The 26,097-nt window shown below is 63.0% G+C and carries 26 protein-coding genes; 17 read left to right on the top strand and 9 right to left on the bottom strand.

Annotated elements, in window-relative coordinates; translation table 11 throughout:
• A partial coding sequence (locus V1261_RS10460) for an integrase core domain-containing protein (RefSeq protein WP_329771692.1) occupies positions 1 to 437 on the top strand: 437 nt, incomplete at its 5' end.
• Between the two features lie 316 nt (positions 438 to 753).
• Here V1261_RS10460 and V1261_RS10465 read toward each other — a convergent pair.
• Positions 754 to 1,413, bottom strand: a complete 660-nt coding sequence (locus tag V1261_RS10465) for an ABC transporter ATP-binding protein (RefSeq protein WP_329771693.1) — start codon at positions 1,411 to 1,413, stop codon at positions 754 to 756.
• 151 nt (positions 1,414 to 1,564) lie between these two features.
• Between V1261_RS10465 and V1261_RS10470 the strand changes: the two genes are divergently transcribed.
• On the top strand, positions 1,565 to 2,230 hold the full coding sequence (locus V1261_RS10470) for an arylesterase (RefSeq protein WP_329771694.1): 666 nt from the start codon (positions 1,565 to 1,567) through the stop codon (positions 2,228 to 2,230).
• A 96-nt stretch (positions 2,231 to 2,326) separates the two neighbouring features.
• Here V1261_RS10470 and ppa read toward each other — a convergent pair whose 3' ends face one another.
• Entirely contained in the window at positions 2,327 to 2,854 is a 528-nt protein-coding gene (ppa, locus tag V1261_RS10475) for an inorganic diphosphatase (protein WP_329771696.1), read from the bottom strand.
• A 248-nt stretch (positions 2,855 to 3,102) separates the two neighbouring features.
• Here ppa and prfB point away from each other — a divergent pair.
• Together prfB and pepN are read left to right on the top strand one after the other, a co-directional pair.
• Positions 3,103 to 4,216, top strand: a protein-coding gene (prfB, locus tag V1261_RS10480; protein WP_329771697.1) for a peptide chain release factor 2 whose coding sequence is annotated in 2 segments (ribosomal slippage) — positions 3,103 to 3,183 and positions 3,185 to 4,216 — 1,113 coding nt in all. Because the reading frame shifts where the segments join, the coding sequence is not laid out codon by codon here.
• A gap of 30 nt (positions 4,217 to 4,246) precedes the next feature.
• Positions 4,247 to 6,940, top strand: a complete 2,694-nt coding sequence (gene pepN / locus V1261_RS10485; RefSeq protein ID WP_329771699.1) for an aminopeptidase N — start codon at positions 4,247 to 4,249, stop codon at positions 6,938 to 6,940.
• A gap of 133 nt (positions 6,941 to 7,073) precedes the next feature.
• Here pepN and infA read toward each other — a convergent pair whose 3' ends face one another.
• Positions 7,074 to 7,334, bottom strand: coding sequence for a translation initiation factor IF-1 (gene infA, locus V1261_RS10490; RefSeq protein ID WP_329771701.1), 261 nt, complete (start codon positions 7,332 to 7,334; stop codon positions 7,074 to 7,076).
• A 439-nt stretch (positions 7,335 to 7,773) separates the two neighbouring features.
• Between infA and V1261_RS10495 the strand changes: the two genes are divergently transcribed.
• Positions 7,774 to 8,793 (top strand): class 1 fructose-bisphosphatase, encoded by a 1,020-nt coding sequence (locus V1261_RS10495; protein WP_329771702.1) that lies wholly within the window; start codon positions 7,774 to 7,776, stop codon positions 8,791 to 8,793.
• 121 nt (positions 8,794 to 8,914) lie between these two features.
• Here the strand turns inward: V1261_RS10495 and acs are convergent, their stop codons facing one another.
• Positions 8,915 to 10,912, bottom strand: a complete 1,998-nt coding sequence (gene acs / locus V1261_RS10500; protein ID WP_329771703.1) for an acetate--CoA ligase — start codon at positions 10,910 to 10,912, stop codon at positions 8,915 to 8,917.
• A 281-nt stretch (positions 10,913 to 11,193) separates the two neighbouring features.
• Here acs and V1261_RS10505 point away from each other — a divergent pair, with 281 nt between their 5' ends.
• The gene (locus V1261_RS10505; RefSeq protein ID WP_329771705.1) at positions 11,194 to 11,466 is read left to right on the top strand and encodes an oxidative damage protection protein; all 273 of its coding nucleotides are present in this window, start codon (positions 11,194 to 11,196) and stop codon (positions 11,464 to 11,466) included.
• 187 nt (positions 11,467 to 11,653) lie between these two features.
• Positions 11,654 to 13,234: an FAD-dependent 5-carboxymethylaminomethyl-2-thiouridine(34) oxidoreductase MnmC1 gene (mnmC1, locus tag V1261_RS10510; RefSeq protein WP_329771706.1), complete on the top strand. Its 1,581-nt coding sequence runs from the start codon at positions 11,654 to 11,656 to the stop codon at positions 13,232 to 13,234.
• Positions 13,235 to 13,240: 6 nt separating this feature from the next.
• On the opposite strand, the gene dut is transcribed toward mnmC1, so the two are convergent.
• Entirely contained in the window at positions 13,241 to 13,696 is a 456-nt protein-coding gene (gene dut, locus V1261_RS10515; protein WP_329771707.1) for a dUTP diphosphatase, read from the bottom strand.
• Between the two features lie 19 nt (positions 13,697 to 13,715).
• On the bottom strand, positions 13,716 to 14,189 hold the full coding sequence (locus V1261_RS10520; RefSeq protein ID WP_329771708.1) for a hypothetical protein: 474 nt from the start codon (positions 14,187 to 14,189) through the stop codon (positions 13,716 to 13,718).
• Positions 14,190 to 14,358: 169 nt separating this feature from the next.
• Here V1261_RS10520 and efp point away from each other — a divergent pair, with 169 nt between their 5' ends.
• The 3 genes from efp (at position 14,359) to V1261_RS10535 (ending at position 16,305) form a co-directional block, all read left to right on the top strand.
• Positions 14,359 to 14,913: an elongation factor P gene (efp, locus tag V1261_RS10525; RefSeq protein WP_329771709.1), complete on the top strand. Its 555-nt coding sequence runs from the start codon at positions 14,359 to 14,361 to the stop codon at positions 14,911 to 14,913.
• Between the two features lie 111 nt (positions 14,914 to 15,024).
• Positions 15,025 to 15,969, top strand: a complete 945-nt coding sequence (locus V1261_RS10530; protein ID WP_329771711.1) for an LOG family protein — start codon at positions 15,025 to 15,027, stop codon at positions 15,967 to 15,969.
• A 99-nt stretch (positions 15,970 to 16,068) separates the two neighbouring features.
• Complete coding sequence (locus V1261_RS10535) at positions 16,069 to 16,305, top strand: hypothetical protein (RefSeq protein WP_329771712.1); 237 nt, start codon at positions 16,069 to 16,071, stop codon at positions 16,303 to 16,305.
• Positions 16,306 to 16,355: 50 nt separating this feature from the next.
• Here V1261_RS10535 and V1261_RS10540 read toward each other — a convergent pair whose 3' ends face one another.
• Positions 16,356 to 17,744, bottom strand: a complete 1,389-nt coding sequence (locus V1261_RS10540; RefSeq protein ID WP_329771714.1) for a DNA recombination protein RmuC — start codon at positions 17,742 to 17,744, stop codon at positions 16,356 to 16,358.
• Between the two features lie 257 nt (positions 17,745 to 18,001).
• On the opposite strand from V1261_RS10540, the gene V1261_RS10545 reads away from it, so the two are divergent.
• Entirely contained in the window at positions 18,002 to 18,574 is a 573-nt protein-coding gene (locus V1261_RS10545; protein ID WP_329771715.1) for a phasin family protein, read from the top strand.
• Positions 18,575 to 18,747: 173 nt separating this feature from the next.
• Here the strand turns inward: V1261_RS10545 and V1261_RS10550 are convergent, their stop codons facing one another.
• Positions 18,748 to 19,671, bottom strand: a complete 924-nt coding sequence (locus tag V1261_RS10550; RefSeq protein WP_329771716.1) for a patatin-like phospholipase family protein — start codon at positions 19,669 to 19,671, stop codon at positions 18,748 to 18,750.
• A gap of 148 nt (positions 19,672 to 19,819) precedes the next feature.
• Here V1261_RS10550 and V1261_RS10555 point away from each other — a divergent pair, with 148 nt between their 5' ends.
• Positions 19,820 to 20,578 carry a 3-hydroxyacyl-CoA dehydrogenase gene (locus V1261_RS10555; protein WP_329771717.1) on the top strand — a complete coding sequence of 253 codons (759 nt, stop codon included), beginning with the start codon at positions 19,820 to 19,822 and terminating at the stop codon, positions 20,576 to 20,578.
• A 183-nt stretch (positions 20,579 to 20,761) separates the two neighbouring features.
• Complete coding sequence (locus V1261_RS10560) at positions 20,762 to 21,355, top strand: hypothetical protein (protein WP_329771718.1); 594 nt, start codon at positions 20,762 to 20,764, stop codon at positions 21,353 to 21,355.
• A gap of 95 nt (positions 21,356 to 21,450) precedes the next feature.
• Here the strand turns inward: V1261_RS10560 and V1261_RS10565 are convergent, their stop codons facing one another.
• Positions 21,451 to 23,079, bottom strand: a complete 1,629-nt coding sequence (locus V1261_RS10565; RefSeq protein ID WP_329771719.1) for a 3-(methylthio)propionyl-CoA ligase — start codon at positions 23,077 to 23,079, stop codon at positions 21,451 to 21,453.
• Between the two features lie 122 nt (positions 23,080 to 23,201).
• Here V1261_RS10565 and V1261_RS10570 point away from each other — a divergent pair, with 122 nt between their 5' ends.
• The 4 genes from V1261_RS10570 to V1261_RS10585 all read left to right on the top strand — a co-directional run bounded on the left by V1261_RS10570 (position 23,202) and on the right by V1261_RS10585 (position 26,088).
• Positions 23,202 to 24,680, top strand: coding sequence for a protein adenylyltransferase SelO (locus V1261_RS10570; RefSeq protein ID WP_329771721.1), 1,479 nt, complete (start codon positions 23,202 to 23,204; stop codon positions 24,678 to 24,680).
• A 71-nt stretch (positions 24,681 to 24,751) separates the two neighbouring features.
• Positions 24,752 to 25,195 (top strand): peptide-methionine (R)-S-oxide reductase MsrB, encoded by a 444-nt coding sequence (msrB, locus tag V1261_RS10575; RefSeq protein ID WP_329771722.1) that lies wholly within the window; start codon positions 24,752 to 24,754, stop codon positions 25,193 to 25,195.
• 81 nt (positions 25,196 to 25,276) lie between these two features.
• The gene (locus tag V1261_RS10580) at positions 25,277 to 25,813 is read left to right on the top strand and encodes a septation protein A (RefSeq protein ID WP_329771724.1); all 537 of its coding nucleotides are present in this window, start codon (positions 25,277 to 25,279) and stop codon (positions 25,811 to 25,813) included.
• On the top strand, positions 25,810 to 26,088 hold the full coding sequence (locus V1261_RS10585; RefSeq protein WP_329771725.1) for a BolA family protein: 279 nt from the start codon (positions 25,810 to 25,812) through the stop codon (positions 26,086 to 26,088). The genes V1261_RS10580 and V1261_RS10585 overlap by 4 nt, the downstream gene beginning before the upstream one ends.
• The last annotated feature ends 9 nt before the right edge of the window (positions 26,089 to 26,097 follow it).

Raw genomic sequence — 26,097 nt, forward strand, 5'->3', positions numbered from 1 at the left:
GGGCCATGGGAGAACGCATGACCGCAGACCTTGTTCTCGAGGCCTTGAACATGGCCCTTGAGCAGCGCAAACCCAAGAGCGTCATCCACCACTCGGACCAAGGCAGCCAGTACACCAGCCTGGCCTTTGGCGAGCGCTGCCGGCAGATGCAGGTGCGACCTTCGATGGGGACCGTGGGCGATGCGTACGACAACGCAATGGCCGAGAGCTTCTTTGCCAGCCTAGAGGGCGAACTCATCGAGCGCAGCACCTTCCAGAGCAAGGCGCAGGCCCGCATGGCGGTCTTCACCTGGATTGAAGGCTGGTACAACCCCCGGCGCCGCCACAGTGGCCTGGGCTACCTCGCACCCCTGAACTTTGAAAGGAGCAACGAAGCCCTGTTTGATGTTGTCGAGGATGCCCATGTGCATGCCGAGACAACACCCGAAACGGTTTGAGTATCAAACCAGTACCCGTCCACCGAAGTGGGTCAACTCCAGACTGACTTTTATGCCTTGTTCATATATGCCCCTCTTTAATCAACTATCGCAAACAAAAGGTTGTGACATCTAAAATTCCTTGCGAAATTGATACGCAAGGAATATAAATATTTTACATGTAGATAAATTTAGTTTAGATAAATATTCATGCAACATTAACACGGCATTTATTAAGACTTTTACATCTACTACCTCAGTCTAGCATTAGCGATTTCTTTCTGGTCACTTGCAGATCGGTAATATTTCACGAAACCTCTTCCTGTTACAAGCGCAACTACTCCTGCAGCCTCCCTCCTTCCAGGGCCAGCCTCCTGTCGCACAGCCCCGCCAGCTCCCGGTCATGTGTCACCAGCACCAGCGTCGTCCCCAGGTCCCTGTTCAGTTCCAGCATCAGCGCCATCACCCGCGCGCCAGTCGCATGGTCCAGGCTGCCCGTCGGCTCATCCGCCAGCAGCAGATCCGGACGCACCACAAACGCCCGCGCCAATGCCACACGCTGCTGTTCGCCCCCCGACATTAGCCGCGGATAATGCCCCTGGCGCGCAGCCAGCCCTACCCGCTCCAACATCGCCAGCGCCTGCTGCCGCGCATCCTTGCGCTGCTGCAACTCCAGCGGCAGCATCACGTTTTCCAGCGCCGTCAGGTTCGCCATCAGCTGGAAGTTCTGAAACACGAAACCCATCTTGCGTGCACGCAGCTCGGCGCGTGCATCTTCATCCCGCGCAAACAGGTCTTCGCCATCCACCAGCACGCTACCGGTACTCGGCACATCCAGCCCGGCCAGCAAGGACAGCAGCGTGCTCTTGCCCGATCCCGATGCGCCCACAATCGCCGTGGTGCTGCCACGCGCAATCTCGAAACTGATGTCCTGCAAAATCGTCAGCGGCCCGCCGGCATCGTCCACCGTTTTGCCCAACTGGCGGACGGAAAGCATGGCGCGCTGATCTGGTGTCGCGGGGGTCTGTTCTGGTCTCATGGGGTGGCCTTTATCTAAAACAGGGAAATTGCTGTACGAATCGTAGCAACCCCGGCTCACGCTGCAGCGCACAATGGAACTATTTCCCATCGCACCCATCCGAATGGACATGACTCCTGACAGCCACCATCTCCAACGTCGCCTGCTTCTGTCTGCCCTCGCTGCCGTCGGCCTGGCCGCGCCCTGGCAAGGCGTGCTCGCCGCCAGCCCGCGCAAGATCCTGGTCGTGGGCGATTCCCTCAGCGCCGAATACGGCCTGGCGCGCGGCACCGGCTGGGTCGCCCTGCTGCAAAAGCAGCTCGATGCCGACAAGGCCCAGGCGCAGATCCACAATGCCAGCATCAGCGGCGACACCAGCGCAGGCGGCCGCGCCCGTCTGCCGGCGCTGTTGCAGACGCACAAGCCCAAGCTCGTCGTCATCGAACTCGGCGCCAACGACGCCTTGCGCGGCCTGTCGCTCGACAAGACGCTGGACAACCTCGACAGCATGGTACACATGGCACGCCAGACTGGTGCCAAGGTGCTGCTGCTCGGCATCCAGGTACCACCCAACTACGGCGCCGACTACACGCGCCGCCTCACACAGGTCTACGACAAGATCGCCAAGGAGCGCAAGGTCGCGCTGGTGCCCTTCCTGCTCAAGGGCGTGGGCGATGCCGCCAACGCGCGCCAGTATTTCCAGGCCGATGGCATCCACCCCAATGCCACGGCACAGCCGATCATCATGCGCAATGTGCTGCCAGAGCTGAAAAAGGTACTGGCCACGGTACGCTGACCCACTCCACAAGCAAAAGGGGAGCACCCGGTTGGATGCTCCCCCTTTTGCATGGGATGGCTGCCCGCCAAGGCAGACAGCCAGTGCGATGCGCGATCAGCCCTTGTAGTTGGCCACGCCGTCGGTGATTTCCTTGGTCGCCTCGTCCAGGCCGCCCCAGCCCAGCACCTTGACCCACTTGCCCTTTTCCAGGTCCTTGTAGTGCTCGAAGAAGTGGGAGATGGTTTCCAGCGTCAGCGGGTTCAGGTCTTCCAGCTTGTTGATGTGGTTGTACTGCGGGCAAATCTTGGTGGTGGGCAGTGCCAGCACCTTGCCGTCCATGCCGGCCTCGTCTTCCATCTTCAGGATGCCCAGCGCACGGCAGGGAATCACCACGCCGGCCTGCAGCGGGAACGGCGTCATCACCAGCACGTCCACCGGGTCGCCGTCGCCGGACAGGGTTTGCGGCACGTAGCCGTAGTTGACCGGGTAGTGCATGGCGGTGGTCATGAAACGGTCCACGAACACGGCACCAGAGTCCTTGTCGACCTCGTACTTGACCGGAGCGGCATCAGCCGGAATCTCGATCACGACGTTGAAGGTCTCGGGCAGCTTGGAACCAGGGGTAACTTTGTCGAGGGACATGGGGTGCTCTCAGTGTTGGTGTGAAAAACGGTTACGAATCGCGCAGATTTTAACGCAGTCCGGGCGCTTTCCGGCATCCGGCAAACCCGTGCCCCGTCTGGCAAAGCATGCGACAATGACAGGCTAACTTGCGCGAAGTACCGCCTTCTTGCGCCATAGCGGCCTGATCCGCTCCGCATCGCGTGCCGCGCCCCTGCGCGCGCCCTTCCCGCATCCCCCAGACACTTCAAGATATATAAGGACTCCTCATGGAAGCAGAACGCATCAACGCCATTGGCACCACCCTGGCCGACCTCGCCGAGCGCGTGGACGACCTACGGGGGTATCTTTGACTACCCTGCCAAGGCAGAACGACTGAGAACCGTCAACGCCGGCCTCGAAGACCCGGCGGTCTGGAATGACCCGAAAAAGGCGCAGGAACTCGGCAAGGAAAAAAAGCAGCTCGACGGCGTCGTCGTGGTGCTGGATGAGCTGACCCAGGAAATTTCCGACAGCACCGAGCTGTACGAGATGGTCCAGGAAGAAGACGATGAGGACAGCCTGCTCGCCATCGAGGCCGATGCCGCTGCCATCACCGAGCGCGTCGAGGCACTGGAATTCCGCCGCATGTTCGACATGCCGGCCGACCCGAGCAACGCCTTCCTTGACATCCAGGCCGGCGCCGGCGGTACCGAGGCCTGCGACTGGGCCAGCATGCTGCTGCGCCAGTACGTACGCTACGCCGAACGCAAGGGCTTCAGCGTCGAGATCCAGGAGGAAACCCCGGGCGACGTCGCCGGCATCAAGAGTGCCAGCCTGAAGATCGATGGCGAATACGCCTTTGGCCTGCTGCGTACCGAAACCGGCGTGCACCGCCTGGTGCGCAAGTCGCCGTTCGACTCCTCCGGTGGCCGCCATACCAGCTTTGCCAGCGTGTTCGTCTACCCGGAAATCGATGACTCGATCGAAATCGACATCAACCCGGCCGACGTGCGCGTGGACACCTACCGCGCATCCGGTGCCGGTGGCCAGCACATCAACAAGACCGATTCCGCCGTGCGCCTGACGCACGTGCCGACCGGCATCGTGGTGCAGTGCCAGGACAGCCGCAGCCAGCACAGCAACCGTGACATGGCCTGGCAGCGCCTGCGTTCGCGCATGTACGAGCACGAAATGCGCAAGCGCATGGAAGAGCAGGAAAAGCTCGAATCCACCAAGAGCGATGTGGGCTGGGGCCACCAGATCCGCAGCTATGTGCTGGACAACAGCCGCATCAAGGACCTGCGCACCAACGTCGAGGTGAACAACACCCAGAAAGTGCTGGATGGCGATCTGGATGTGTTCATCGAAGCCTCCCTGAAGGCCAATGTGGGCAGCGCGTAAGCGCGCCACAGCAACCCGAGAACGAGAGAGATGTACCGAGAAGCCCAAACCCCCTCCCCCACGGTCTACCGCCAGGATTACGCCTCCCCGGCGTTCTGGATCGACCATGTGGACCTGACCTTCGACCTGGATCCGGTCAAGACGCGCGTGCTCAACCGCATGACGCTGCGCCGCAATCCCGATGTGCCGCTGCAACCGCTGCGCCTGGACGGCGAGGCGCTCAACCTGGCGCGCGTGCTGGTCAACGGCCAGGGCTGCTCCTTCAAGCTGGACGGTGACCAGCTGGTGCTGGAAAACCTGCCTGAAGGCAGCGATCCGATCGCGCTGGAAATCTTCACCACCTGCAACCCCAGCAAGAACACCGAGCTGATGGGCCTGTACACCAGCCAGGGCTGCTTCTTCACGCAGTGCGAAGCCCAGGGCTTCCGCCGCATCACCTACTTCCTGGATCGCCCGGACGTGATGGCCACCTACAAGGTGACGCTGCGCGCCAGCCAGGCCGATTACCCGGTGCTGCTGTCCAACGGCAACCTGCTGGAACAGGGCACGCTGGACGACGGCCGCCACTACGCCGTATGGGAAGACCCGTTCCGCAAGCCGAGCTACCTGTTTGCGCTGGTCGCCGGCAAGCTGGTCGCGCGCGAGCAGCGCATCCGCACGCGTGATGGCCAGGAGCACCTGCTGCAGGTCTACGTACGCCCGGGCGACCTGGACCAGACCGAGCACGCCATGCGCTCGCTGCAGAACGCCATCGCCTGGGACGAAGCGCGCTTCGGCCTCAAGCTGGATCTGGAGCGCTTCATGATCGTGGCCACCAGCGATTTCAACGCCGGCGCCATGGAAAACAAGGGCCTGAACATCTTCAACACCAAGTATGTGCTGGCCAAGCCCTCGACCGCCACCGATGCCGATTTTGACGGTATCGAAAGCGTGATCGGCCACGAATACTTCCACAACTGGACTGGCAACCGCATCACCTGCCGCGACTGGTTCCAGTTGAGCCTGAAGGAAGGCCTGACCGTCTTCCGTGACCAGGAATTCAGCGAAGACCTGGCGCATACGCCCAGCGCGCGCGCCGTTTGCCGCATCGGCAATGTGCGCGTGCTGCGCAGCCACCAGTTCAGCGAAGACGCCGGCCCGATGGCACACCCGGTGCGCCCGGACCAGTACCAGGAAATCTCCAACTTCTACACCGCCACCGTGTACGAGAAGGGAGCCGAAGTCGTGCGCATGGTTCAGACCCTGGTCGGCCGTGACGGTTTCAGCCGCGGCATGGAGCTGTACTTCCAGCGCCACGACGGCCAGGCCGTCACCTGCGACGACTTTGCCCAGGCCATGGCCGATGCCAATCCGGACAGCGCGCTGGCACAGCAGCTCGACGTGTTCAAGCGCTGGTACAGCCAGTCGGGCACGCCGCGCCTGCAGGCCAGTGGCCAGTTCGATGCCGCCAGCGGCACGTACACGTTGACGCTGCGCCAGTCCTGCCCGGCCACGCCCGGCCAGGCCAGCAAGCAGCCCTTCCTGATCCCGGTGCGCATGGGCCTGATCGATGCCAGCGGCCAGCCGGTGCCGCTGCAGCTGGAAGGTGATACCGATGCCCCGCTGGAGCGCGTGCTGGTGCTGACCGAGGCCGAGCAACAGTTCCGCTTTACCGGCCTGACCGCCGCGCCCACGCCTTCGCTGCTGCGCCAGTTCTCCGCGCCGGTACAGCTGGAAGTGGCAGGTGAAGACGCCGCCAGCCAGCTGCACCTGCTGGCCCACGACAGCGATGCCTTCAACCGCTGGGAAGCCGCGCAGCGCCTGATCATGCGCCAGATCCTGGCCGCCGTGCGCGTCGATGGCGAGGTGACCGAGGTACTGGACAGCGGCACGCTGGACGCGCTGCGAACCGTGCTGCTGCACCCGGAACTGGATGCGGCCTTCCAGCACCTGCTGCTGGGCATGCCGTCCGAGCACGAAATCGCCGAACAGCTGGATGTGGTGAATCCGCAGCGCATCCAGCAAGTCAGCGAAGCCCTGCGCCAGCAGATCGCCCATGCGCTGGCCGGTGAATGGGAAGCTCTGTGGCACGCGCACCAGGATACCGGCGCCTACCGCCTGGACCCTGTCAGCGTTGGCCGCCGTGCGCTGGCCAATCTGGCGCTGCAAAACCTGTGCCGCGCCGCCGCCGACCATGGCGACAGCGTCTGGCCGGGCAAGGCCTACCAGCGCAGCAAGGATGCCGGCAACATGACCGATCGCATCGGCGCACTGCAGGCACTGCTGCAGGCACGCAGCCCGCTGGCACAGCCGGCGCTGGAGCGCTTCTACCAGCAGTTCCAGGGCGAACAGCTGGTGGTAGACAAGTGGTTTGCCATGCAGGCCACGCGCAGCGATGCCAGCGGCGACGTGCTGCCGCAGGTGCGCCAGCTGATGCAGCACCCGGCCTTCCAGCTGACCAATCCGAACCGCGTGCGCAGCCTGGTCTCGGCCTTCTGCCACGGCAACCCCGGCGCCTTCCACCGCCGCGATGCCGCCGGCTACGTGTTCTGGGCCGATCAGGTGCTGGCACTTGATGCCATCAACACCCAGATCGCAGCCCGCCTGGCACGTGCCATGGACCACTGGAAACGCCTGGCCGAGCCCTACCGCACCGCCGCTGGCGAAGCCATCCGCCGCGTCGCTGGCAAGAAGGAGCTGAGCCCGGATGTGCGTGAAGTGGTGGAGCGCGCGCTGGCAGACTGATGCCTGCAGCTTGCCCTTGCCTGCCTGGCAGGGGGAAGTCGCCATCCCCATAGGCAAATAAAAAGAGCCTGTGCAGCCAAGCTGCCAGGCTCTTCTTCTATGTGCTACCTGTCAGGCAGGCGGCGCGCAGTGATCAGCGGCGACGGTAGGCCGGAGCACTACCACCGGTGCGCGGCTCCAGACGACGGAAAGTGATGCGGCCCTTGTTCAGGTCGTAGGGCGACAGCTCCAGGGACACGGTATCACCCGCCAGAATACGGATGTGGTGCTTGCGCATCTTGCCGCTGGAGTACGCCACGATGGGGTGGCCGTTTTCCAGGGTCACGCGGTAACGGGAGTCGGGCAGCACTTCGTCCACGACACCTTGCATTTCAATCAGCTCTTCCTTGGCCATGAGATTCTCCTGTATTGGTTTCATACGGCTGCTGTGTGGGCACCGGCGGGATGACCGGCTGTGCCTGGCGGCCTGGTGGGCCGAAAATTCACACGCAATCAGAAACCACAGAGGAAAACGCAGCCGCCGCGGGCTTCAGCGGGATGCTGGCCTGCAGGTGTTGGCATGGTGAAGAAACCTCTCAGCCTGTGAACACCGCTGCCGGAACGGGCTGGCGCGGGATCTGGCAGCAGATGCCAGAGGCTGTACAACTGTGGCTGCTTGCGGAAGTAAATGAATGCAGCAGCAAAAATTGGATTTTACAACTTTATTCTGGCTACGTCAAGGGTTATCCCTTGACCGGCACGCCACCGCGCGCTACCCGTCCCGTGCTGGCAACGGCAGCCACCGGCTTCCCTATAATCTCGGGATCACTGACTTTTTTCGTATCGAGACGACCATGCCCTCCCGTAATATCAGCCTGACCCGCTATCTTGTCGAACAACAGCGCCTGGACGGCCGCATCCCCGGCGAGCTGCGCCTGCTGCTGGAAGTGGTGGCGCGTGCCTGCAAGCGCATCAGCTTTGCCGTGAACAAGGGCGCGCTGGGCGAGGTGCTGGGCACTGCCGGCAGCGAAAACGTGCAGGGCGAGGTGCAGAAAAAGCTGGACATCATCGCCAACGAGGTGCTGATCGAGGCCAACGAATGGGGTGGCCACCTGGCCGCCATGGCGTCCGAGGAGATGGACGGCATCTACCTGGTGCCCAACCGCTACCCGCACGGTGAATACCTGCTGATGTTCGATCCGCTGGACGGCTCCAGCAACATCGATGTGAACGTGAGCATCGGCACCATCTTCAGCGTGTTCAGGAAAGATGCCAGCCACGATGGCGTGAGCGAAGCCGACTTCATGCAGCCGGGCCGCCAGCAAGTGGCAGCCGGCTACTGCGTCTATGGCCCGCAAACCACGCTGGTGCTGACAGTGGGCGATGGCGTGGCCATGTTCACGCTGGACCGCGAGCTGGGCAGCTTTGTGCTGACGCAGGAAAACGTGCGCATCCCGGAAGACACGAAAGAGTTTTCCATCAACATGAGCAATATGCGCCACTGGGCGCCGCCGGTGCGCCGCTATATCGACGAGTGCCTGGCCGGCGAGGAAGGCCCGCGCGGCAAGAACTTCAACATGCGCTGGATTGCCAGCATGGTGGCCGACGTGCACCGCATCCTGACGCGCGGCGGCATCTTCATGTATCCCTGGGACAAGCGCGAGCCGAACAAGCCGGGCAAGCTGCGCCTGCTGTACGAGGCCAATCCGATGTCCTGGCTGATCGAACAGGCGGGTGGTGCTGCCAGCACCGGCACGCAGCGTATCCTGGATGTGCAACCCACGCAGCTGCATGAGCGCGTGAGCGTGATCCTGGGCAGCAAGAATGAGGTGGAGCGTGTGGCGCAGTACCACCAGGAAGCTGCCGGTGAATAAGCCGCCTCTTCCCAGCTGGCACAGTCAGCGGGGATGACAACAACAAGGCCACCCGAGGGTGGCCTTGTTGTTGCTTGCGCAGTTCAGGCGACAGATTCAGCCTGCCGCCTGTCTCACCGGATCAGTAGGTATCACCCAGCTGACCCAGGATCGCCGGGTTCTCCAGCGTGGAGGTGTCCTGCGTGATCTCCTCGCCCTTGGCCAGGCTGCGCAGCAGGCGGCGCATGATCTTGCCGGAACGGGTCTTGGGCAGGTTGTCGCCAAAGCGGATGTCCTTGGGCTTGGCGATCGGGCCGATCTCGTGGGCGACCCAGTCACGCAGCTCCTTGGCAATGCGCTTGGCAGATTCGTCATCCGCCGGGCGGCCCTGCTTCAGCACCACGAAGGCGCAGATGGCTTCGCCAGACACTTCGTCAGGACGCCCCACCACGGCAGCTTCTGCCACCAGGTCGGACTTGGCCACCAGGCAGGATTCGATTTCCATGGTACCCATGCGGTGGCCGGACACGTTCAGCACGTCGTCGATACGGCCGGTGATGCGGAAGTAGCCACGGTCTTCGCTGCGCACGGCACCGTCGCCTGCCAGGTAGTAGCCGCCCAGCTCTTCAGGGAAGTAGCTCTTCTTGAAGCGCTCGGGATCACCGTAGACGTTACGGATCATGCTCGGCCACGGACGCTTGATCACCAGGATACCGCCAGCACCGTTGGGCATGTCCTGACCGGACTCGTCCACGATGGCGACCTGCACACCCGGAATCGGCAGCGTGCAGGAACCCGGCACCAGCGGCGTAGCACCCGGCAGCGGCGTGAGCACGTGCGAACCGGTTTCGGTCTGCCAGAAGGTATCCACGATCGGGCAGCGTTCGCCACCAACGTTCTTGTAGTACCACATCCAGGCTTCGGGGTTGATCGGTTCCCCCACGCTGCCCAGGATACGCAGGCTGGACAGGTCAAACTGGTTGGGATGCACGGACGGATCATTGTCGGACATCTTGATCAGCGAACGGATGGCCGTGGGTGCCGTGTAGAAGATGGTGACCTTGTGATCCTCGATCATCTTCCAGAAGCGGCTGGCATTGGGGTACGTGGGCACGCCCTCAAACACCACCTGGGTGGCGCCGGCAGCCAGCGGACCGTAGGCAATATAGGTGTGGCCAGTGATCCAGCCGATGTCAGCGGTACACCAGAACACGTCATCCGGACGGATGTCGAAAGTCCAGTGCATGGTCAGGTTGGCACCCAGGATGTAGCCGCCGGTGCTGTGCTGCACACCCTTGGGCGTGCCGGTAGAGCCGGAGGTGTACAGCACGAACAGCGGGTGCTCAGCCTCGACGGATTCAGGCGCACACTCGGTGCTCTGGCCTTCCAGCACCTGGGAGAAGGTCTTGTCGCGGCCTTCCACCATGTTGCACTTGGTGGGGGTGCGCTCGAACACCAGCACGCTCTTGACGCAATCGGTGCCCTTTTCCTGCAGGGCTTCATCGACGATGGCCTTCAGGGGCAGTTCCTTGCCGCCGCGCATCTGGTAGTTGGCGGTAACCACGCACACGGCGCCAGCGTCAACGATACGCTCCTGCACGGCCTTGGAAGAGAAGCCGCCAAACACCACGCTGTGCGTGGCACCGATACGGGCACAAGCCTGCATGGCCACGATGCCCTCGATCGTCATCGGCATGTAGATGATGACGCGATCGCCCTTCTTGACGCCTTCGGCCTTGAGCGCGTTGGCAAACTGGCTGACGCGGGCCAGCAGTTCCTTGTAGGTCACCTTGGTCACTTCGCCGCCGTCGGCCTCGAAGATGATGGCGGTCTTGTTCTCGGTGGGGGTGCCCATATGCTTGTCGAGGCAGTTGGCAGAAGCATTCAGCTCGCCGTCTTCAAACCACTTGAAGAAAGGCGCGTCGGATTCATTCAGGACCTTGGTGAAGGGTTTGTCCCAGACCACGTATTCCTTGGCCAGGCGCGCCCAGAAACCTTCATAGTCCTTCTCGGCCTCGTCGCACAGGGCCTGGTAGGCCTCCATGCCCTTGATGCGGGCGCCAGCCATGGTGGCTTCGGACGGGGGGAATACACGGTTTTCAACCAGAACCGATTCAATTGCACCGGGTTGTGCTGTCATGCTTGTCTCCTGGACAGTGGGTTTTCCTTGGTGATTTTCCTGGCGATGCGTTTTTGCCAGCATCTGCCTAGACAAGAATAGTAACACTTGGCAAGTGTCCTGCCCATGACATTTATCAGCTTCGTGAACCGTGATAACCCTAGTTGCACAAGGGCTGAGATTTCATGGCAAAGCCTTATGCGAAACAGGGCTTGCCCGGCAAATGCCGGCTGGTCGCTACAATTCCCGCATCGAAGCCGCCACGGCGGCTCCCCTACTGACTGAATGAAAAGGAATACGACATGACACGCATGGTTCAATGCATCAAGCTGGGCAAGGAAGCCGAAGGTCTGGCACGTGCACCCTACCCCGGTGAACTGGGCCAGCGCATTTTTGACAGCGTCAGCAAGGAAGCCTGGATGGACTGGCTGCGCCACCAGACCATGCTGGTCAACGAAAACCGCCTGAACCTGGCCGACGCGCGCGCCCGCCAGTACCTGGCTCGCCAGATGGAAAACCATTTCTTTGGCGCCGGTGCCGACCAGGCTGCCGGCTACGTGCCGCCGCAGGCCTGATCCTTTCTCTTTCGTGCCGCATGCGCTGACGATTTTCGCGCCGGGGCAGACTGCCCTGCCGCCACTCGCGCATGTCCGCACGGAACATCCGGGCAGCCGACAACTGGTCTGGATCTGCCCTGAGGCACCCAGCACAGACTGGCTTCAGCAAGCCTGCCAACCGCTGGCACGCACGCCTGCAGATCAGGTGCAATTGCAGCAGGCGATCCGGCAACAGGCCTGGGGTCTGCTACCGGGCTGGCATCGGCTGCCGCTGCTGCCGGGCCGGCTGGACCTGCATCTGGCCATCGGCGATCCCTGGCAGCTGCTGCGTGAAGCCAGCGGACACTTTGCCCATATCAGCCTGTCCGCCAGCCTGCTGTTGCAAGCCGATCGCTCCCAGCGTGAAGGCCTGGCCGCCGGTCTGAGTGCGCTGGCTCGGCACGGTACGCTGCTGCAGCTGGACCGATCCGGCACCCCACTCCCTGAAGATTGGCTGGCGCAGCTGCGTGCGCGTGGCTGGGAACCAGCCACCGAGCTGGCTGCCGACACCCTGCGTTTTGCGCCGCGCTGGCGTACGGCGTCGGCACCGGCTGCGGCTCCGCGTCAGGCCACCATCGTTGGTGCCGGCCTGGCTGGCAGTGCCGTGGCGCGCAGTCTGGCCGAACGCGGCTGGCAGGTCACGGTACTGGATCGGGCTGCGCGTCCGGCCGCTGGTGCTTCCGGCCTGCTGGTTGGCCTGGTGGTGCCGCACAGCTCGGCCGATGACACCCTGACATCACGCGTGATCCGTGCCGGCATCCGCAGCACGCTGCAGCGCGCCGCACAATTGCTGCAACCCGGCGAAGACTGGGCCGCTACCGGAGTGCTGGAGCACTGCGTGGATGGCAAGAGCAAGCTGCCGCGCCAGTGGCAAGCCGATGCGGGCGATGCCCCGGACTGGATCAGCGCAAGCCGTCCCTGGGCCAGCGCCGCAACCTCACGGCAAATCCAGGACGGCGGCCTGCCCGACCATGCCGCCGCGGTCTGGCACGACTGCGCCGCCTGGATCAAGCCCTGGCGCCTGGTGCAGGCGCAACTGGAACACCCGAATATCCGCTTTATTGGCAACACGGCGGTGCATGCGCTGCAACGCAGCCAGGCCGATGCCCCCTGGCAGCTGCTGGACGCCGCCGGCACGCTGATCGGCGAGACGGACTGGCTGGTGCTGACAGCCGGATTCGATTCGCGCCAGCTATTGCAATCGCTGCAGCAAACCTTGCCGCTGAACCCCTTGCGCGGCCAGGTCGCCTGGGGTTGGCAGGATCAGGCGCATGACGCCTTGCCCGCCGTGCCGGTCAACGGCAAGGGCAGCCTGGCCTGCCATATTCCGTGGCAGACAGCGGCGCAGAACGGATCGGCCTGGATTACCGGATCCACCTTTACCCGCTCTGACAATTCACCTGATGTGCGTGATCAGGAATTTCCCGAGATCTGGCAGAAACTGCAGTTATTGCACCCGGCTGCAGCTGATATCTTGCAAGACGATTTTGAGCGCGGCCGGATACACGGCTGGGCCGGCGTACGCGCCACGCTGCCGGACCGCCTGCCGGCCGTTGGTGCCCTGTCCGCTCAGCCGGGAGCGCTGCAAGGCCTGCACCTGAGTTGCGGCATGGGCGCGCGCGGGCTCAGCTTGTCGGTGCTGGCGGGCGAGCTGCTGGCCGCGCAGCTGCACGACGAGCCCTGGCCACTGGAAAAGCGGCTGGCGCGCCTGCTGGCGGCCAGCCGCTGGCTGGACAAGACAAGCTGATCCGGCTTACTGGCGACCGGTCGAGCCGTAGCCACCCTCGCCGCGCGCGCTGCTGCCAGAGAACTCTTCCACCAGCGTGAATTGCGGCTGCAGCACCGGCACGATCACCATCTGCGCCACGCGCTCCATCGGCTCGATCACGAACGGTGTATCGGTGCGATTCCACAGGCTGACCATCAACTGGCCCTGGTAATCGCTATCGATCAGGCCGACCAGGTTGCCGAGCACGATGCCGTGCTTGTGCCCCAGGCCGGAACGCGGCAGCAGCATGGCGGCATAGCCGGGATCGGCCAAGTGGATCGCCATGCCGGTGGGTACCAGCTGCCAGGCGTTAGGCGCCAGCTCCAGCGGCGCATCGATGCAGGCGCGCAGGTCCAGGCCGGCGCTGCCGGGTGTGGCATAGGCCGGCATTTGCTGGTGCAGGCGGGCGTCCAGTATCTTGAGTTCGACTTGGGGTGGCATGGGCTAGCTAATGGATCAGTCAGGGCTGCTGGTCCTGCAGCAGCCAGTTGCGGATGGGCGGAATAAACATGGCAGCGATAAAACCGACCACCGGCAGCGGTTTCAGGTCATCCGGCAACACGATCAGCAGCACTACCAGCGACATCATGATCGAGGGCATGCGCGACTTGCGGCGTACCGGGCGCGGCGCTGCCGGGGGCGTAGTGGCCGCTGGGGCCGGAGGCGGGGTGACAGGCACCGGCAGGCGGGCGGGCTGTTGGCCTTGGTTGTGCTGCATGGCCCACTGCTGCAGTCGCCAGCGCCAGGAACCCAGATCGGTGTTGCCGGTCTGCCGCTGCAGGTCTTGCAGCAGCGCCCGGTTGTTGTCCTGCACCAGCTGCTGCGCATAGCGCTCGAAGTCGCCATGCGGCGGCGGCGCCCAGGGCTGGCTGGCACTGGAGCCCTGTCCGGAAGACAGCTGTTGCAACAGGGACTGGATCGGGTTGGATGCCATGACAGGAGCCAGGGGTGCTGGCTGGACAAGCGGGGGGCAATTAGGGGTAAAATAAGGGTTTGCAGCTAGTAAACTGCAACTCTTCCAGCGCCCATCATACTGCACGAGACTGCACCGGGCCTGCCTGTACCAGCCGCCCGATGCGCGCGGCACAACCCAGTTACTCATCATGAAAATCGCACAAGAAATCCGCGCCGGCAACGTGATCATGCACGGCAAAGACCCGATGGTTGTCCTGAAGACCGAATACGCCCGTGGCGGCCGCGGCGCTGCTACCGTGCGCATGAAGCTCAAGAGCCTGCTGAACAACTTCGGTACCGAAGTCGTGTTCAAGGCCGACGACAAGATGGATCACATCATCCTGGACAAGAAAGAGTGCACCTACAGCTACTTCGCTGACCCGATGTACGTGTGGATGGATTCCGAGTACAACCAGTACGAAGTCGAATCCGACAACATGGGTGACGCCCTGAACTACCTGGAAGAAGGCATGGAAGCCGAAGTCGTGTTCTACGACGGCAAGGCGATCTCCGTGGAGCTGCCGACCAGCGTCGAGCGTGAAATCACCTGGACCGAGCCGGGCGTCAAGGGCGACACTTCCGGCAAGGTGCTGAAGCCGGCCAAGATCGCGACCGACTTTGAAGTGTCCGTGCCGCTGTTCGTGAACCAGGGCGACCGCATCGAAATCGACACCCGCACTGGCGAGTACCGCAAGCGCGTATAAGATGACAGGTGACAGCCGTCACCTAGACATCGTGAACAAAAGGCTTCTCCGGAAGCCTTTTGTCGTTTTGGGCGCCCTGCGCGCCAGCCAAACCCTGAAAGCCGCTTTCGCATGGAACAAACTGTCAACCTGAGCCAGGAACGCCTGGCACGTGCCTGGAACGACCTGCAGACCCTGACCGACCAGGGCACGCTGCTGCATCCGGATTCGAATCGACTGGCCTTTGCCGATCCCGAATTCCTGCTGCGCAGCGAAACCCGCAGCATCCGCCTGCAGATCGAGATGCTGAAAACCGAGATGGAGCTGGACAAGCGCGAGATTGACCACACCATCGTGGTCTACGGCAGCGCCCGCCTGCCCTCGCCCGAAATGGCGACCCAGGCGCGCCAGGAAGCTGAACGCAGCGGTGACCCGGCGTTGCTGCAGCGCGCCGAGCACATGGCGCGCGGCGCCGAACACTACCAGGCGGCACGCGCCTTTGGCCGGCTGGTGGCCGAATACAGCATCGGCAAGCCGCGCGATACGCATCTGTATATCTGTACTGGCGGCGGTCCCGGCATCATGGAAGCCGCCAACCGCGGTGCCAGCGAAGCCGGTGAACCCACCATCGGTCTGAACATCACGCTGCCGCACGAGCAGTTTTCCAACCCCTACGTCACGCCGGCGCTGAACTTCAAGTTCCACTACTTTGCGCTGCGCAAGATGCATTTCATGATGCGCGCACTCGGCCTGGTGGTATTCCCCGGCGGCTTTGGCACGCTGGACGAACTGTTCGAGGTAATGACGCTGGTGCAGACGCGCAAGACCAAGTCGGTCCCGATCGTGCTGTATGGCAGCCATTACTGGAAGCGTGTGCTGAATCTGCAAGTGCTGGCCGAGGAAGGCATGATCTCGCCGGAAGACCTGCAGCTGATCAGCTACGTGGATACGCCGGAAGATGCCTGGCGCTGCATCCGCGAGTTCTACCAGCTCAACTGCGACGATGAGGGCGTGCGATCCGTCCTGCACGATGCCGGTTGCGGTGCACTGGATGACGACGAGAAGCAGCCAGGCTGATCTGCTTGCGTGTTGTTACCGGCAGCTACCTGTCGCAACCATTGGCTTACGCGAAGCATGTCAGGATGGGCGGATAGCAACAACGACAAGGAGATCGACATGAAAGCCCTGCTCTCTGCGACTTTTCTGGGCGCCCTGCTGGCTGGCTGCACCGTGGCAGTAGGCCCGGATGGTGGCTACTACGGTTCCGGCGGCCCGGCCAATTCCGGCGTCTGTCCGCCCGGCCAGGCGAAGAAGGGCAACTGCCTGCCTGGTGGCGGCTTCTGCCCGCCGGGACATCAGAAGAATGGCAAGTGCAGCGTCGGTCCGGATGGTGCCGTGATCATCATCGACTGACACCTCCACCTGCCCTGCAACAAGGCCTGCTGCGTGCAGGCCTTGTGCTGTCAGGGCTGTTGCGATTCGCCATCCCCTGCATCGTCCTGGCCCAGCAGCGCGCTGCTCTGGTCCTGCGGCAAGGCTTCAGCCTGGCGCAGCACGCGCTGCATGGCACGATTGCGTACCTCGGCCTGGTCCAGCGTGCGCAGCACGGTCTGGGTCTGGCTCTTGACGCGCGTCAGCACCTCGCCAAACTTGCCAAATTCGGTCTTGACCGCGCCCAGCACCTGCCAGACTTCGCTGCTGCGCTGTTCCAGAGCCAGCGTGCGGAATCCCATCTGCAGCGAGTTGAGCATGGCCAGCAGCGTGGTCGGTCCGGCCAGCGTGATGCGATGCTCGCGCTGCAGGCTTTCCACCAGTCCGGGACGACGCAGCACCTCGGCATACAGGCCTTCGGACGGCAGGAACAGGATGGCGAAATCGGTGGTGTACGGCGGGCGCACATAGCGTTCGGCAATCGCGCGGGCCTCCTGGCGGATGCGGGTTTCCAGCTGGCGCGCTGCCTCATCCGCCGCCATGGCATCGGCACGCTGCTGCGCTTCGAGCAGGCGCTCGTAGTCTTCATTCGGAAACTTGGCATCGATCGGCAGCCAGACCGGCTGGCTGGCATCGCCACGGCCCGGCAGGCGAATGGCAAAGTCCACCGCATGGCGGCCTTCCGGGTGCAGCTGCACCTGGCTGGCGTACTGCTCCGGCGCAAATACCTGTTCCAGCAAGGCACCCAGCTGCGCCTCGCCGAACATGCCGCGCGTCTTCACATTGGTCAGCAGGTGCTTGAGATCGCCCACGCCCTGCGCCAGCGCCTGCATCTCGCCCAGGCCGCGCTGCACCATCTCCAGCCGCTCGGCGACCTGGCGGAAGCTCTGGTCCAGCCGCGTGTGCAGTGTGGACTGCAGTTTTTCGTCCACGGTCTGGCGCATTTCTTCCAGCTTGCGTGTATTGCCTTCCTGCAGTTGCTGCAGCTGCGCCTCCAGCGTCTGGCGCACGCCCTGCAGCTGTTCGGCGCTGGTCTGGTGCACACGATCGAGTTGCTGGCCCAGCGTTTCCAGCAGGCGCAGCTGCAGCTGGCCGAGTTGCTGCGCCATGACATCCAACTGCTGGTGCTGGTTGCGTGCAGCTTCGGCGCCCTGTTGCAGCAGGCTGTTCTGGAAGCGTGCCAGAGCATCGCCCTGCTCCTGGCGATTGCTGCGACTGGTTTCGGCCAGCTCCTGGCGCAGTTCGCGCTCCAGCCGCTCATTGCCGTGCAGCACCAGATCGCGCAGGTCATCAAACAGGGATTCACGCATGTCATGCAGCGCCTGGCGATTCTGCAGGCGCCACAACAGCACCAGCAGCAGGATCAGGTTGAGCAGCAGCAACAGCAGGCCGGCCAGCAGGAAGGGATCGGTATCAAACATGGGCTACGAATGGGAAAACAGGGGCAGGCACAAGGGGTCATGCCAGTTGCAGATACAAGGTGTTGCAAAGCTGCAGTGGTTTTTTGCTGCAATGCACAAAAATCGCTTGATCTGTCACACAACACCCCTATAATACGAGTCATGTTGCAGCGCAACATAAAGCCGATGGAAGCTGTGGCGTCGGCGCGGGGTCTGCAAGGATTCCAGATAATCAACCGCAGTTCTTCACCTGATAGTGCATTTTTGGAGATACTACTATGCTGACCGCTGAACAAATCGCCGCCGCTCACAAAGCTAACATGGAAACCCTGTTTGGTCTGACCAACAAGGCTTTCGAAAGCGTTGAGAAGCTGATCGACCTGAACGTGAGCGCTGCCAAGGCCGCCCTGACCGACGCCGCTGAAACCACCCAGGCTGCCATGTCCGTCAAGGACGCCCAGGAACTGCTGGCTCTGCAAGCTTCCCTGTTCCAGCCCCTGGCTGAGAAGACTGCTGCTTACAGCCGTCACCTGTACGACATCACTTCCGGTACCGCTGCCGAGTTCACCAAGGTGTTCGAAGCCCAGACGACCGAAGCCCAGAGCAAAGTGAACGCCGTTGTTGAAAACATGAGCAAGAACGCTCCGGCTGGTTCCGAAGCTGGCGTTGCCATGATGAAGAACGCCGTGTCTGCTGCCAACACCGCTTTCGAATCCGTGCAAAAAGCCGTGAAGCAAGCTTCCGACGTTGCTGAAGCCAACTTCAACGCCATGGCCAACACCGCCGTGAACGCTACCAAGACGGCTACTGCTTCTGCAGCTGCTGCTGCCAAGAAGCCGGTTGCCAAGTAATCAGGCTTCCGCTTCTTAACAAGAACTTCCATGCTGCGGGACTTTCCATAAAGCTACCCGCAGCCAGACACCAGTTGTCTCCTTGTGTCTCGTTCCCGGTGCAATGCCGGTAGCAGATGCAATTGGCCCCGCCTCGTGCGGGGCTTTTTTTGTCTGCGACAGCCGTCGCTGGTTTAGCGCTTCGGCTGCAGCGCGGCCCGGATCTGCGGCAGTGCCTGTTGCATGGCCGCCCGTCCCGCCTCGATGGATTTCTGGCGGTTGCTGAAATCGGCGCTCGACATGCCAGTCAGTTGTGGACGCAGCACCACGTCGGCCTGGGTCAGCTCGAACTTGCTGATGGTCTTGCCCATGATGGTGAAGGTCTGCATCAGCACCTGCAGCTGGCCGGTGGTGGCGGCATCGCCCGGCTTGCTGCTGATGTCGATGGCAACCACCACATCGGCACCCATCTGGCGCGCATACAGCACCGGCACCGGTGCCACCAGGCCACCATCGACATAATCGCGCGTACCAATGCGCACCGGCTCGAACACGCCCGGCACGGCGCTCGAAGCGCGTACCGCCTGGCCGGTGTTGCCACTGCGGAACAGGATGCCTTCGCCAGATTGCAGGTCGGTGGCGACGATGCCGAGCCGCATCGGCATGGACTGGATGTTGCGATTGCCGACCTGCTCGTTGATGAAGCGCTCCAGCGAGACGCCACGCAGCACACCACGGTTCAGCAGCGGCAGCTGCCAGTCGGTGATCGAGGTCTGCTCCACTTTCTCGGCGGCCTGGCGCAAGGCATCACCACGCAGGCCGCTGGCATAGATGGCACCCACCACGCTGCCGGCCGAGGTGCCGACCACGATATCGGGCCGAATGCCGGCGGCATCGAGCGCCTGCAGCGCACCCACGTGGGCAAAGCCGCGCGCTGCACCGCCGCCGAGCGCCAGCGCCAATACCGGCTTGCGCGCCACGGCCGGTCTGTTCACGACCGGAGATGGCGGCTCCTTGACCACCGGATACGGCGTGGTCACGGTACACCCCGTCAGGGTCATCAGGCCGGCCAGCAGACAGCTGGCCAGCAGCTTGGTTTTTCCGGGCATGCGCGACATGCGTCCTCCTCTGTGTCTCAATATCCCGATGATGCACAGGATTCATGCACAATCATCGGCAAGGCGCAGAAAAACATGGCGGACAGCGCCCTGTCCCACTACAATCAGACATTACCTTTACGTAAACGTCAATCACAAGGAGCACAACATGGAGATCAAGGGCAAGGTTTTTATTGTCACGGGTGGCGCATCGGGCCTGGGTGAAGGCACGGCTCGCATGCTGGCAGCCGAAGGCGGCAAGGTCGTCATCGCCGACATGAATGAAGAGCGCGGCAAGGCCGTGGCGGCCGAGCTGGGCGGCGTGTTCGTCAAGGCCAACGTGGCGGACGAGGCCGATGGCCAGAAAGTGGTCGATACCGCCACCGGTCTGGGCAAGCTGGTCGGTCTGGTGAACTGCGCCGGCATCGCACCGGCCGAAAAAACCGTGGGCAAGAACGGCCCGCACAGCCTGGAACTGTTCCAGAAAGTGATCACGGTCAACCTGATCGGCTCCTTCAACATGATTCGCCTGGCCGCTACGGCCATGTGCAAGAACGACCCCGAGCCGACCGGCGAGCGCGGCGTGATGATCTCCACCGCCTCCATTGCCGGCTACGAAGGCCAGATCGGCCAGGTCGCCTACGCCTCGTCCAAGGGCGGCGTGATCGGCATGACGCTGCCGGTGGCACGTGACCTGGCGCGCAACGGCGTGCGCAACATGACGATTGCCCCGGGCATCATGGGCACGCCCATGCTGTTCGGCATGCCGCAGGAAGTGCAGGATTCTCTGGCTGCCAGCGTACCCTTCCCGAGCCGTCTGGGCCGCCCGGATGACTACGCCAAGCTGGTCAAGCACATCCTGGACAACGACATGCTCAACGGCGAAGTGATCCGCCTGGACGGCGCCATCCGCATGGGCATGCGCTGATCCGTCGCCCTGCCCTGTGCGGACACTGGTAACAAGTGTCCGCAAGCGTAAGCCAGCCCCAGCCTTGTGCCCCGGGCTGGCTTTCTCTTGTTACAGGCACATACACCGGCAACCGGTGCCGGGCGCACAATGCGCGAAGAGTCACATCCGTCCAGTCCTGGACGACAGAACAAGGAGAGTCCCATGACAAACCGCCTCACGCACAAGATCCTGCTGGCTGCAGGCATCGGCATGGGCACCCTGCTGGCTGCCACGGGTGCCCAGGCCCAGACCACCGTCACGGTGAACCCCTGGTACAACAACATCACCGTCGGTGCCCCGCTGACGCACGGCGTCTATGGCCAGATCGTGCTGGGTGACAGCCGCGTCAGCCCGCCGGTCTACTACAACGATCCGCGCATCATCACGCGTACCGGCTATATCAACCAGCCGGTCTATCTGTATGTGCCAGATGCGCATCGCAAGGACTGGAAACGTTACTGCAAGGACTACAAGAGCTGCAACCGCCCGGTGTATTTCGTCAACGCGAATTCCCCGCGCGCCAAGGCGCTGAAAAAGAACAACGGCAATGCCTATGGCCATTACGGCAAAGGCAAGTACTACAACGGCAATGCCAACCTGGATCCGCGCGGCCAGCCGGTGCGCCTGAAAGATCGCGATGATGATCGCCGCTGGCACCGCGATGACGACAAGCGCCGCTGGGATCGCCGCGATGGCGAGCGCGGCCACCAGGGCAAGGGCAACAACGGCAAAGGGAATGGCAAGGGACGCGACTGAGCGCGCTGACAGCCCCCAATGACAACGGCCATGCAGTGAATGACTGCATGGCCGTTGTCTTATCCAAACTACCGCAGTAGCCGCAAGATCAGGGTTTAGCGCAAATCGGGCAGCTTGTAGTCGCCCAGCAGATCACGGACCTTGTTCTTCAGCATCTTGCCGGTAGAGCCGAGCGGGATCTCGTCGACAAACACCACGTCATCCGGCGTCTGCCACTTGGCGATCTTGCCATCGTAGTAGGCCAGCAGCTCTTCGCGCGTGGCCTGCTGGCCCGGTTTGAGTGCCACCACCACCACCGGACGCTCGTCCCACTTGGGGTGCGGCATGCCGACGCAGGCGGCCATGGCCACGGCCGGGTGGCCCATGGCGATGTTCTCGATATCGATGGAACTGATCCACTCGCCGCCGGACTTGATGACGTCCTTGCTGCGGTCGGTGATCTGCATATAGCCATCGGCATCGATGGTGGCCACGTCGCCGGTATGGAACCAGCCGTCTTCACTCAGGGCACTCTCTTTAAAGCCATAGTAGCGGTCTACCACCCAGTTGCCGCGTGCCATCAGGTTGCCATAGGCGACACCGTCGTGCGGGCGCGCCTGGCCTTCGGCATCGACGATCTTGAGCTCGACGCCAAACATCGGGCGGCCCTGCTTGGCCAGCAGGCGCTTCTGCTCGGTCAGCGGCAACTGGTCGTGCTTGGCCTTGAGCGTGCTCAGCGCGCCCAGCGGCGACAACTCGGTCATGCCCCAGGCGTGGATCACGGTGACACCCATCTGCTCGAAGGCATCGATCATGGCCGGCGGACAGGCTGAACCGCCAATCACGGTGCGCTTGAAGTGCGTGAATTCCAGCTTGTTCATCTGCACGTGCATCAGCAGCATCTGCCAGATCGTCGGCACGCCGGCGGCAAACGTCACCTTCTCGGTATCGATCAGCTCATACAGCGACTTGCCATCGAGGTTGGGGCCGGGGAACACCACCTTGCAACCGATCATGGCCATGCTGTAGGGCGTGCCCCAGGCGTTGACGTGGAACATCGGCACCACCGGCATCGCCACGTCGCGCGCGCTCAGGCACATGGCGTCGGGCATGACGGCGGCGTAGGCGTGCAGGATGTTGGAGCGGTGGGAGTACAGCGCGCCCTTGGGATTGCCCGTGGTGCCGCTGGTGTAGCACAGGCCGGCCGCGGTGTTCTCGTCAAACGTGGGCCAGTCGTAGGTGGTGTTGCGATGGCGGATCAGGCTTTCGTAGCTGACCAGGCCGGGAATGCCATGGTCAGCCGGCAGGTGTTCGTCATCACACAGCATGACCCAGTGCTTCACGCCCGGGCACAGCGGGCGGATCTGCTGCGCCAGGTGCAGGAAGTTGATCTCGAAGAACAGGGCCTCATCGCCAGCGTCGTTGACGATCCAGGCCATCTGCTCGTGGTGCAGGCGCGGGTTGATGGTGTGCACCACGCGGCCGGTACCGCTGACACCGTAGTACAGCTCCAGGTGGCGGTAGCCGTTCCAGGCCAGCGTGCCCACGCGGGCATCGCTACTGAGGCCCAGGGCGTCCAGCGCATTCGCCAGCTGGCGCGAGCGCGATGCCGCATCGGCCCAGGTGTAGCGATGGATATCACCTTCCACGCGGCGCGACACGATCTCGGTATCACTGTGGTTGGCGGCAGCAAACTCGATCAGGGACGAAATCAGCAGTTGCTGAACCTGCATCTGGCCTAGCATGGGCAATCTCCTTGTGTGTAGTAATGATGTAGCGATAGCTATCCTGTTCCATTGTGCCGTATTTTCCTTGGCGACAATCCCGTCTGGCACAAGGAAATTGCAGTCTGCCGCACAATGCGGCCATGCAAGCCGATTCCCCTTCCCTCCCGCACGAACCGCAGTGGCAGCCCGGCCTGGCCGCCCTGGGCGATGCCTTTGTCAGCAAGCTGCCACCGGTGCCGGTGCCCGATCCGCGCTGGGTCGCACACAGCCCGCAGGCGATTGCCGACCTGGGCCTGAATCCAGCCTGGCTGCAGGGCGAGCAGGCGCTGCAGCTGTTCAGCGGCAATGCCCTGCCTTCCGGCAGCCAGACCTGGGCCAGCGTCTACAGCGGCCACCAGTTTGGCGTCTGGGCCGGCCAGCTCGGCGATGGCCGTGCGCTCACGCTGGGCGCGCTGCCGGATGCCCAGGGCCAGCTGCAGGAAATCCAGCTCAAGGGCAGCGGCCTCACGCCCTACTCGCGCCGCGGCGATGGCCGTGCCGTGCTGCGTTCCTCGATCCGCGAGTTCATCGCCTCCGAAGCCATGCAAGCGCTGGGTATCCCGACCTCGCGCGCACTCTGCCTGAGCGCCTCGCCACTGCCGGTCTACCGCGAACGCGTGGAACAGGCTGCCATCGTCACGCGCTTTGCCCCGAGCTTTGTACGCTTTGGCCATTTCGAGCACTTTGCCGCACGCCAGATGGATACCGAACTGCGCCAGCTGGCCGATTACGTGATCAATACCTTCTATCCGGAATGCCGCCAGGCAGCTGGATCGCCCTATGCCGCGCTGCTCCAGGAAGTCACGCGCCGCACCGCCACCCTGCTGGCCGACTGGCAGGCGATCGGCTTCTGCCACGGCGTGATGAACACCGACAACATGAGCATCCTCGGCCTGACGATCGACTACGGCCCCTACCAGTTCATGGACGGCTTCGATGCCAACCATATCTGCAACCACAGCGACAGCCATGGCCGCTACGCCTACGGGCAGCAGCCCGATGTCGCGCTGTGGAACCTGTACGCGCTCGGCCAGGCGCTACTGCCGCTGATTGGCGAGGTGGACCAGGCCAAGCAGGCGCTGGACGGTTTTGCACAACAGCATGCAGATGCCCTGGCGCAGCGCATGGCCGCCAAGCTGGGCCTGCAGGCCGATGCACCGGTGCGCGATCTGGGCCAGCAGCTGCAGCAGCTGATGCAGGCCGGCCGCATCGATGTCACCGCTTTCTGGCGTCGGCTCTCGCTGGCAGTGCACGGCGGTGCCGGCCAGTTCGATGCCGTGCTGGCGCTGACGCCTGACCGTGCCGGCCTGCAAGCCTGGCTGGACAGCTACCAGACCCTGCTGCAACAGCACGCCCTGCCCGACGCCGGCCAGCAGATGCTGCGCAGCAACCCGGCCGTGGTGCCGCGCAATCACCTGTGCCAGCTCGCCATCGAACGCGCCGAACAAGGCGACGACCAGGGCGTGCGCGACCTGCTCGAAGCCTGCACCCACCCTTATGAGACGCGCTGGGATGGCAGCGCCTATGCCGAACCGGCGCCGGACTGGGCCAGCCAGCTCTCCATCAGCTGCTCGTCCTGAGCGGCTCCGTCTGACACATTCACACCGCCATTTGTCCTACACTGGCACAAACCATCACGAAGGAGGCAACCATGGATTTCCCCGTCAAGAAAACCCCGATCGAATGGGAAGCAGTACTCGCCAGCAAGAACGCCGAACCGGTCGCCTACCAGGTCACGCGTGAAGCCGCCACCGAACACGCCTTTACCGGTGTCTACGCCGACCACTATGCCGAAGGCGTCTACCGCTGCATCTGCTGCGACCAGCCGCTATTCGCCAGCCAGACCAAGTTCGATGCCGGCTGTGGCTGGCCGAGCTACTACCAGCCGATCAGCGCTGATGCCGTGGTCAGCCGCCGCGACACCAGCCATGGCATGATCCGCGAGGAAGTGCTGTGCAGCAACTGCGGCTCGCATCTGGGCCATGTCTTCCCCGATGGCCCGGCGCCCACCGGCGACCGTTTCTGCATCAACTCGGCCTCGCTCGATTTCGTGCCGGCCGAGCCCGACGATACTGATCCGGACTACCATCCGTAACCCTTTTGTCTGCAGGATGATCCCTGAATCAGGGAGAATAGTGGTTTGGCCGCTGCATGCGGCCGCTTTTGCGCACCGCCCATGAGACAACTGCTGGACTTCATCCCGATCATCCTGTTCTTTGCCGCCTACAAGCTGGGCGACATCTATACGGCCACCGCCGTGCTGATGGCTGCCACCGTGGTGCAGATGGCCATCCTCTACGCCATGGACCGCCAGCTCAACACCATGCAGAAAGCGACACTGGCGCTGATCCTGGTGTTTGGTGCACTCACGCTGATCCTGCGCGATGACCGTTTCATCAAGTGGAAGCCCACCGTGCTCTACGCCGCCATGGCCATCGCCCTGGCGGTCGCGCTGTGGGGCATGCGCAAGAACGTGCTGCAGATCCTGCTCGGCTCGCAGATGGTGCTGCCGCAGCCGGTCTGGCATCGCCTGACAATTGCCTGGATCGGCTACTGCCTGTTCATGGCCGCCATCAACGGCCTCGTCGCGCACTACTTCACCACTGCCCAATGGGTCGATTTCAAGCTCTGGGGCTATGTCTTCCCGATCCTGTTCGTGATCGGACAGGGCCTGTACATTGCCCGCCACTGGAAGGACAAGGAACCCTCATGAACACCGCCGCCATTCCAACCGCCGACCTGCTGCAACACAAGCTGGAGCAGGCCCTGCAACCCACGCGCCTGGAAGTGATTGACGAATCCGGCAACCATGCCGGCCACGCCGGTGCCAACGGCCTCGGCTACGGCACCCATTTCCGCGTGCGCATCGCTGCCCCGGTGTTCACCGGCAAGACGCGCGTGGCCTGCCACCGCCTTGTGTATGATGCACTGCAACAAGAAATCGAGGCAGGCCTGCACGCGCTCGCCATCGACATCCTGAAAGACTGATTCCCTTTC

Origin of the sequence: Brachymonas sp. J145, assembly GCF_036312245.1 — a bacterium.
Lineage (GTDB): Bacteria > Pseudomonadota > Gammaproteobacteria > Burkholderiales > Burkholderiaceae_C > Brachymonas > Brachymonas wangyanguii.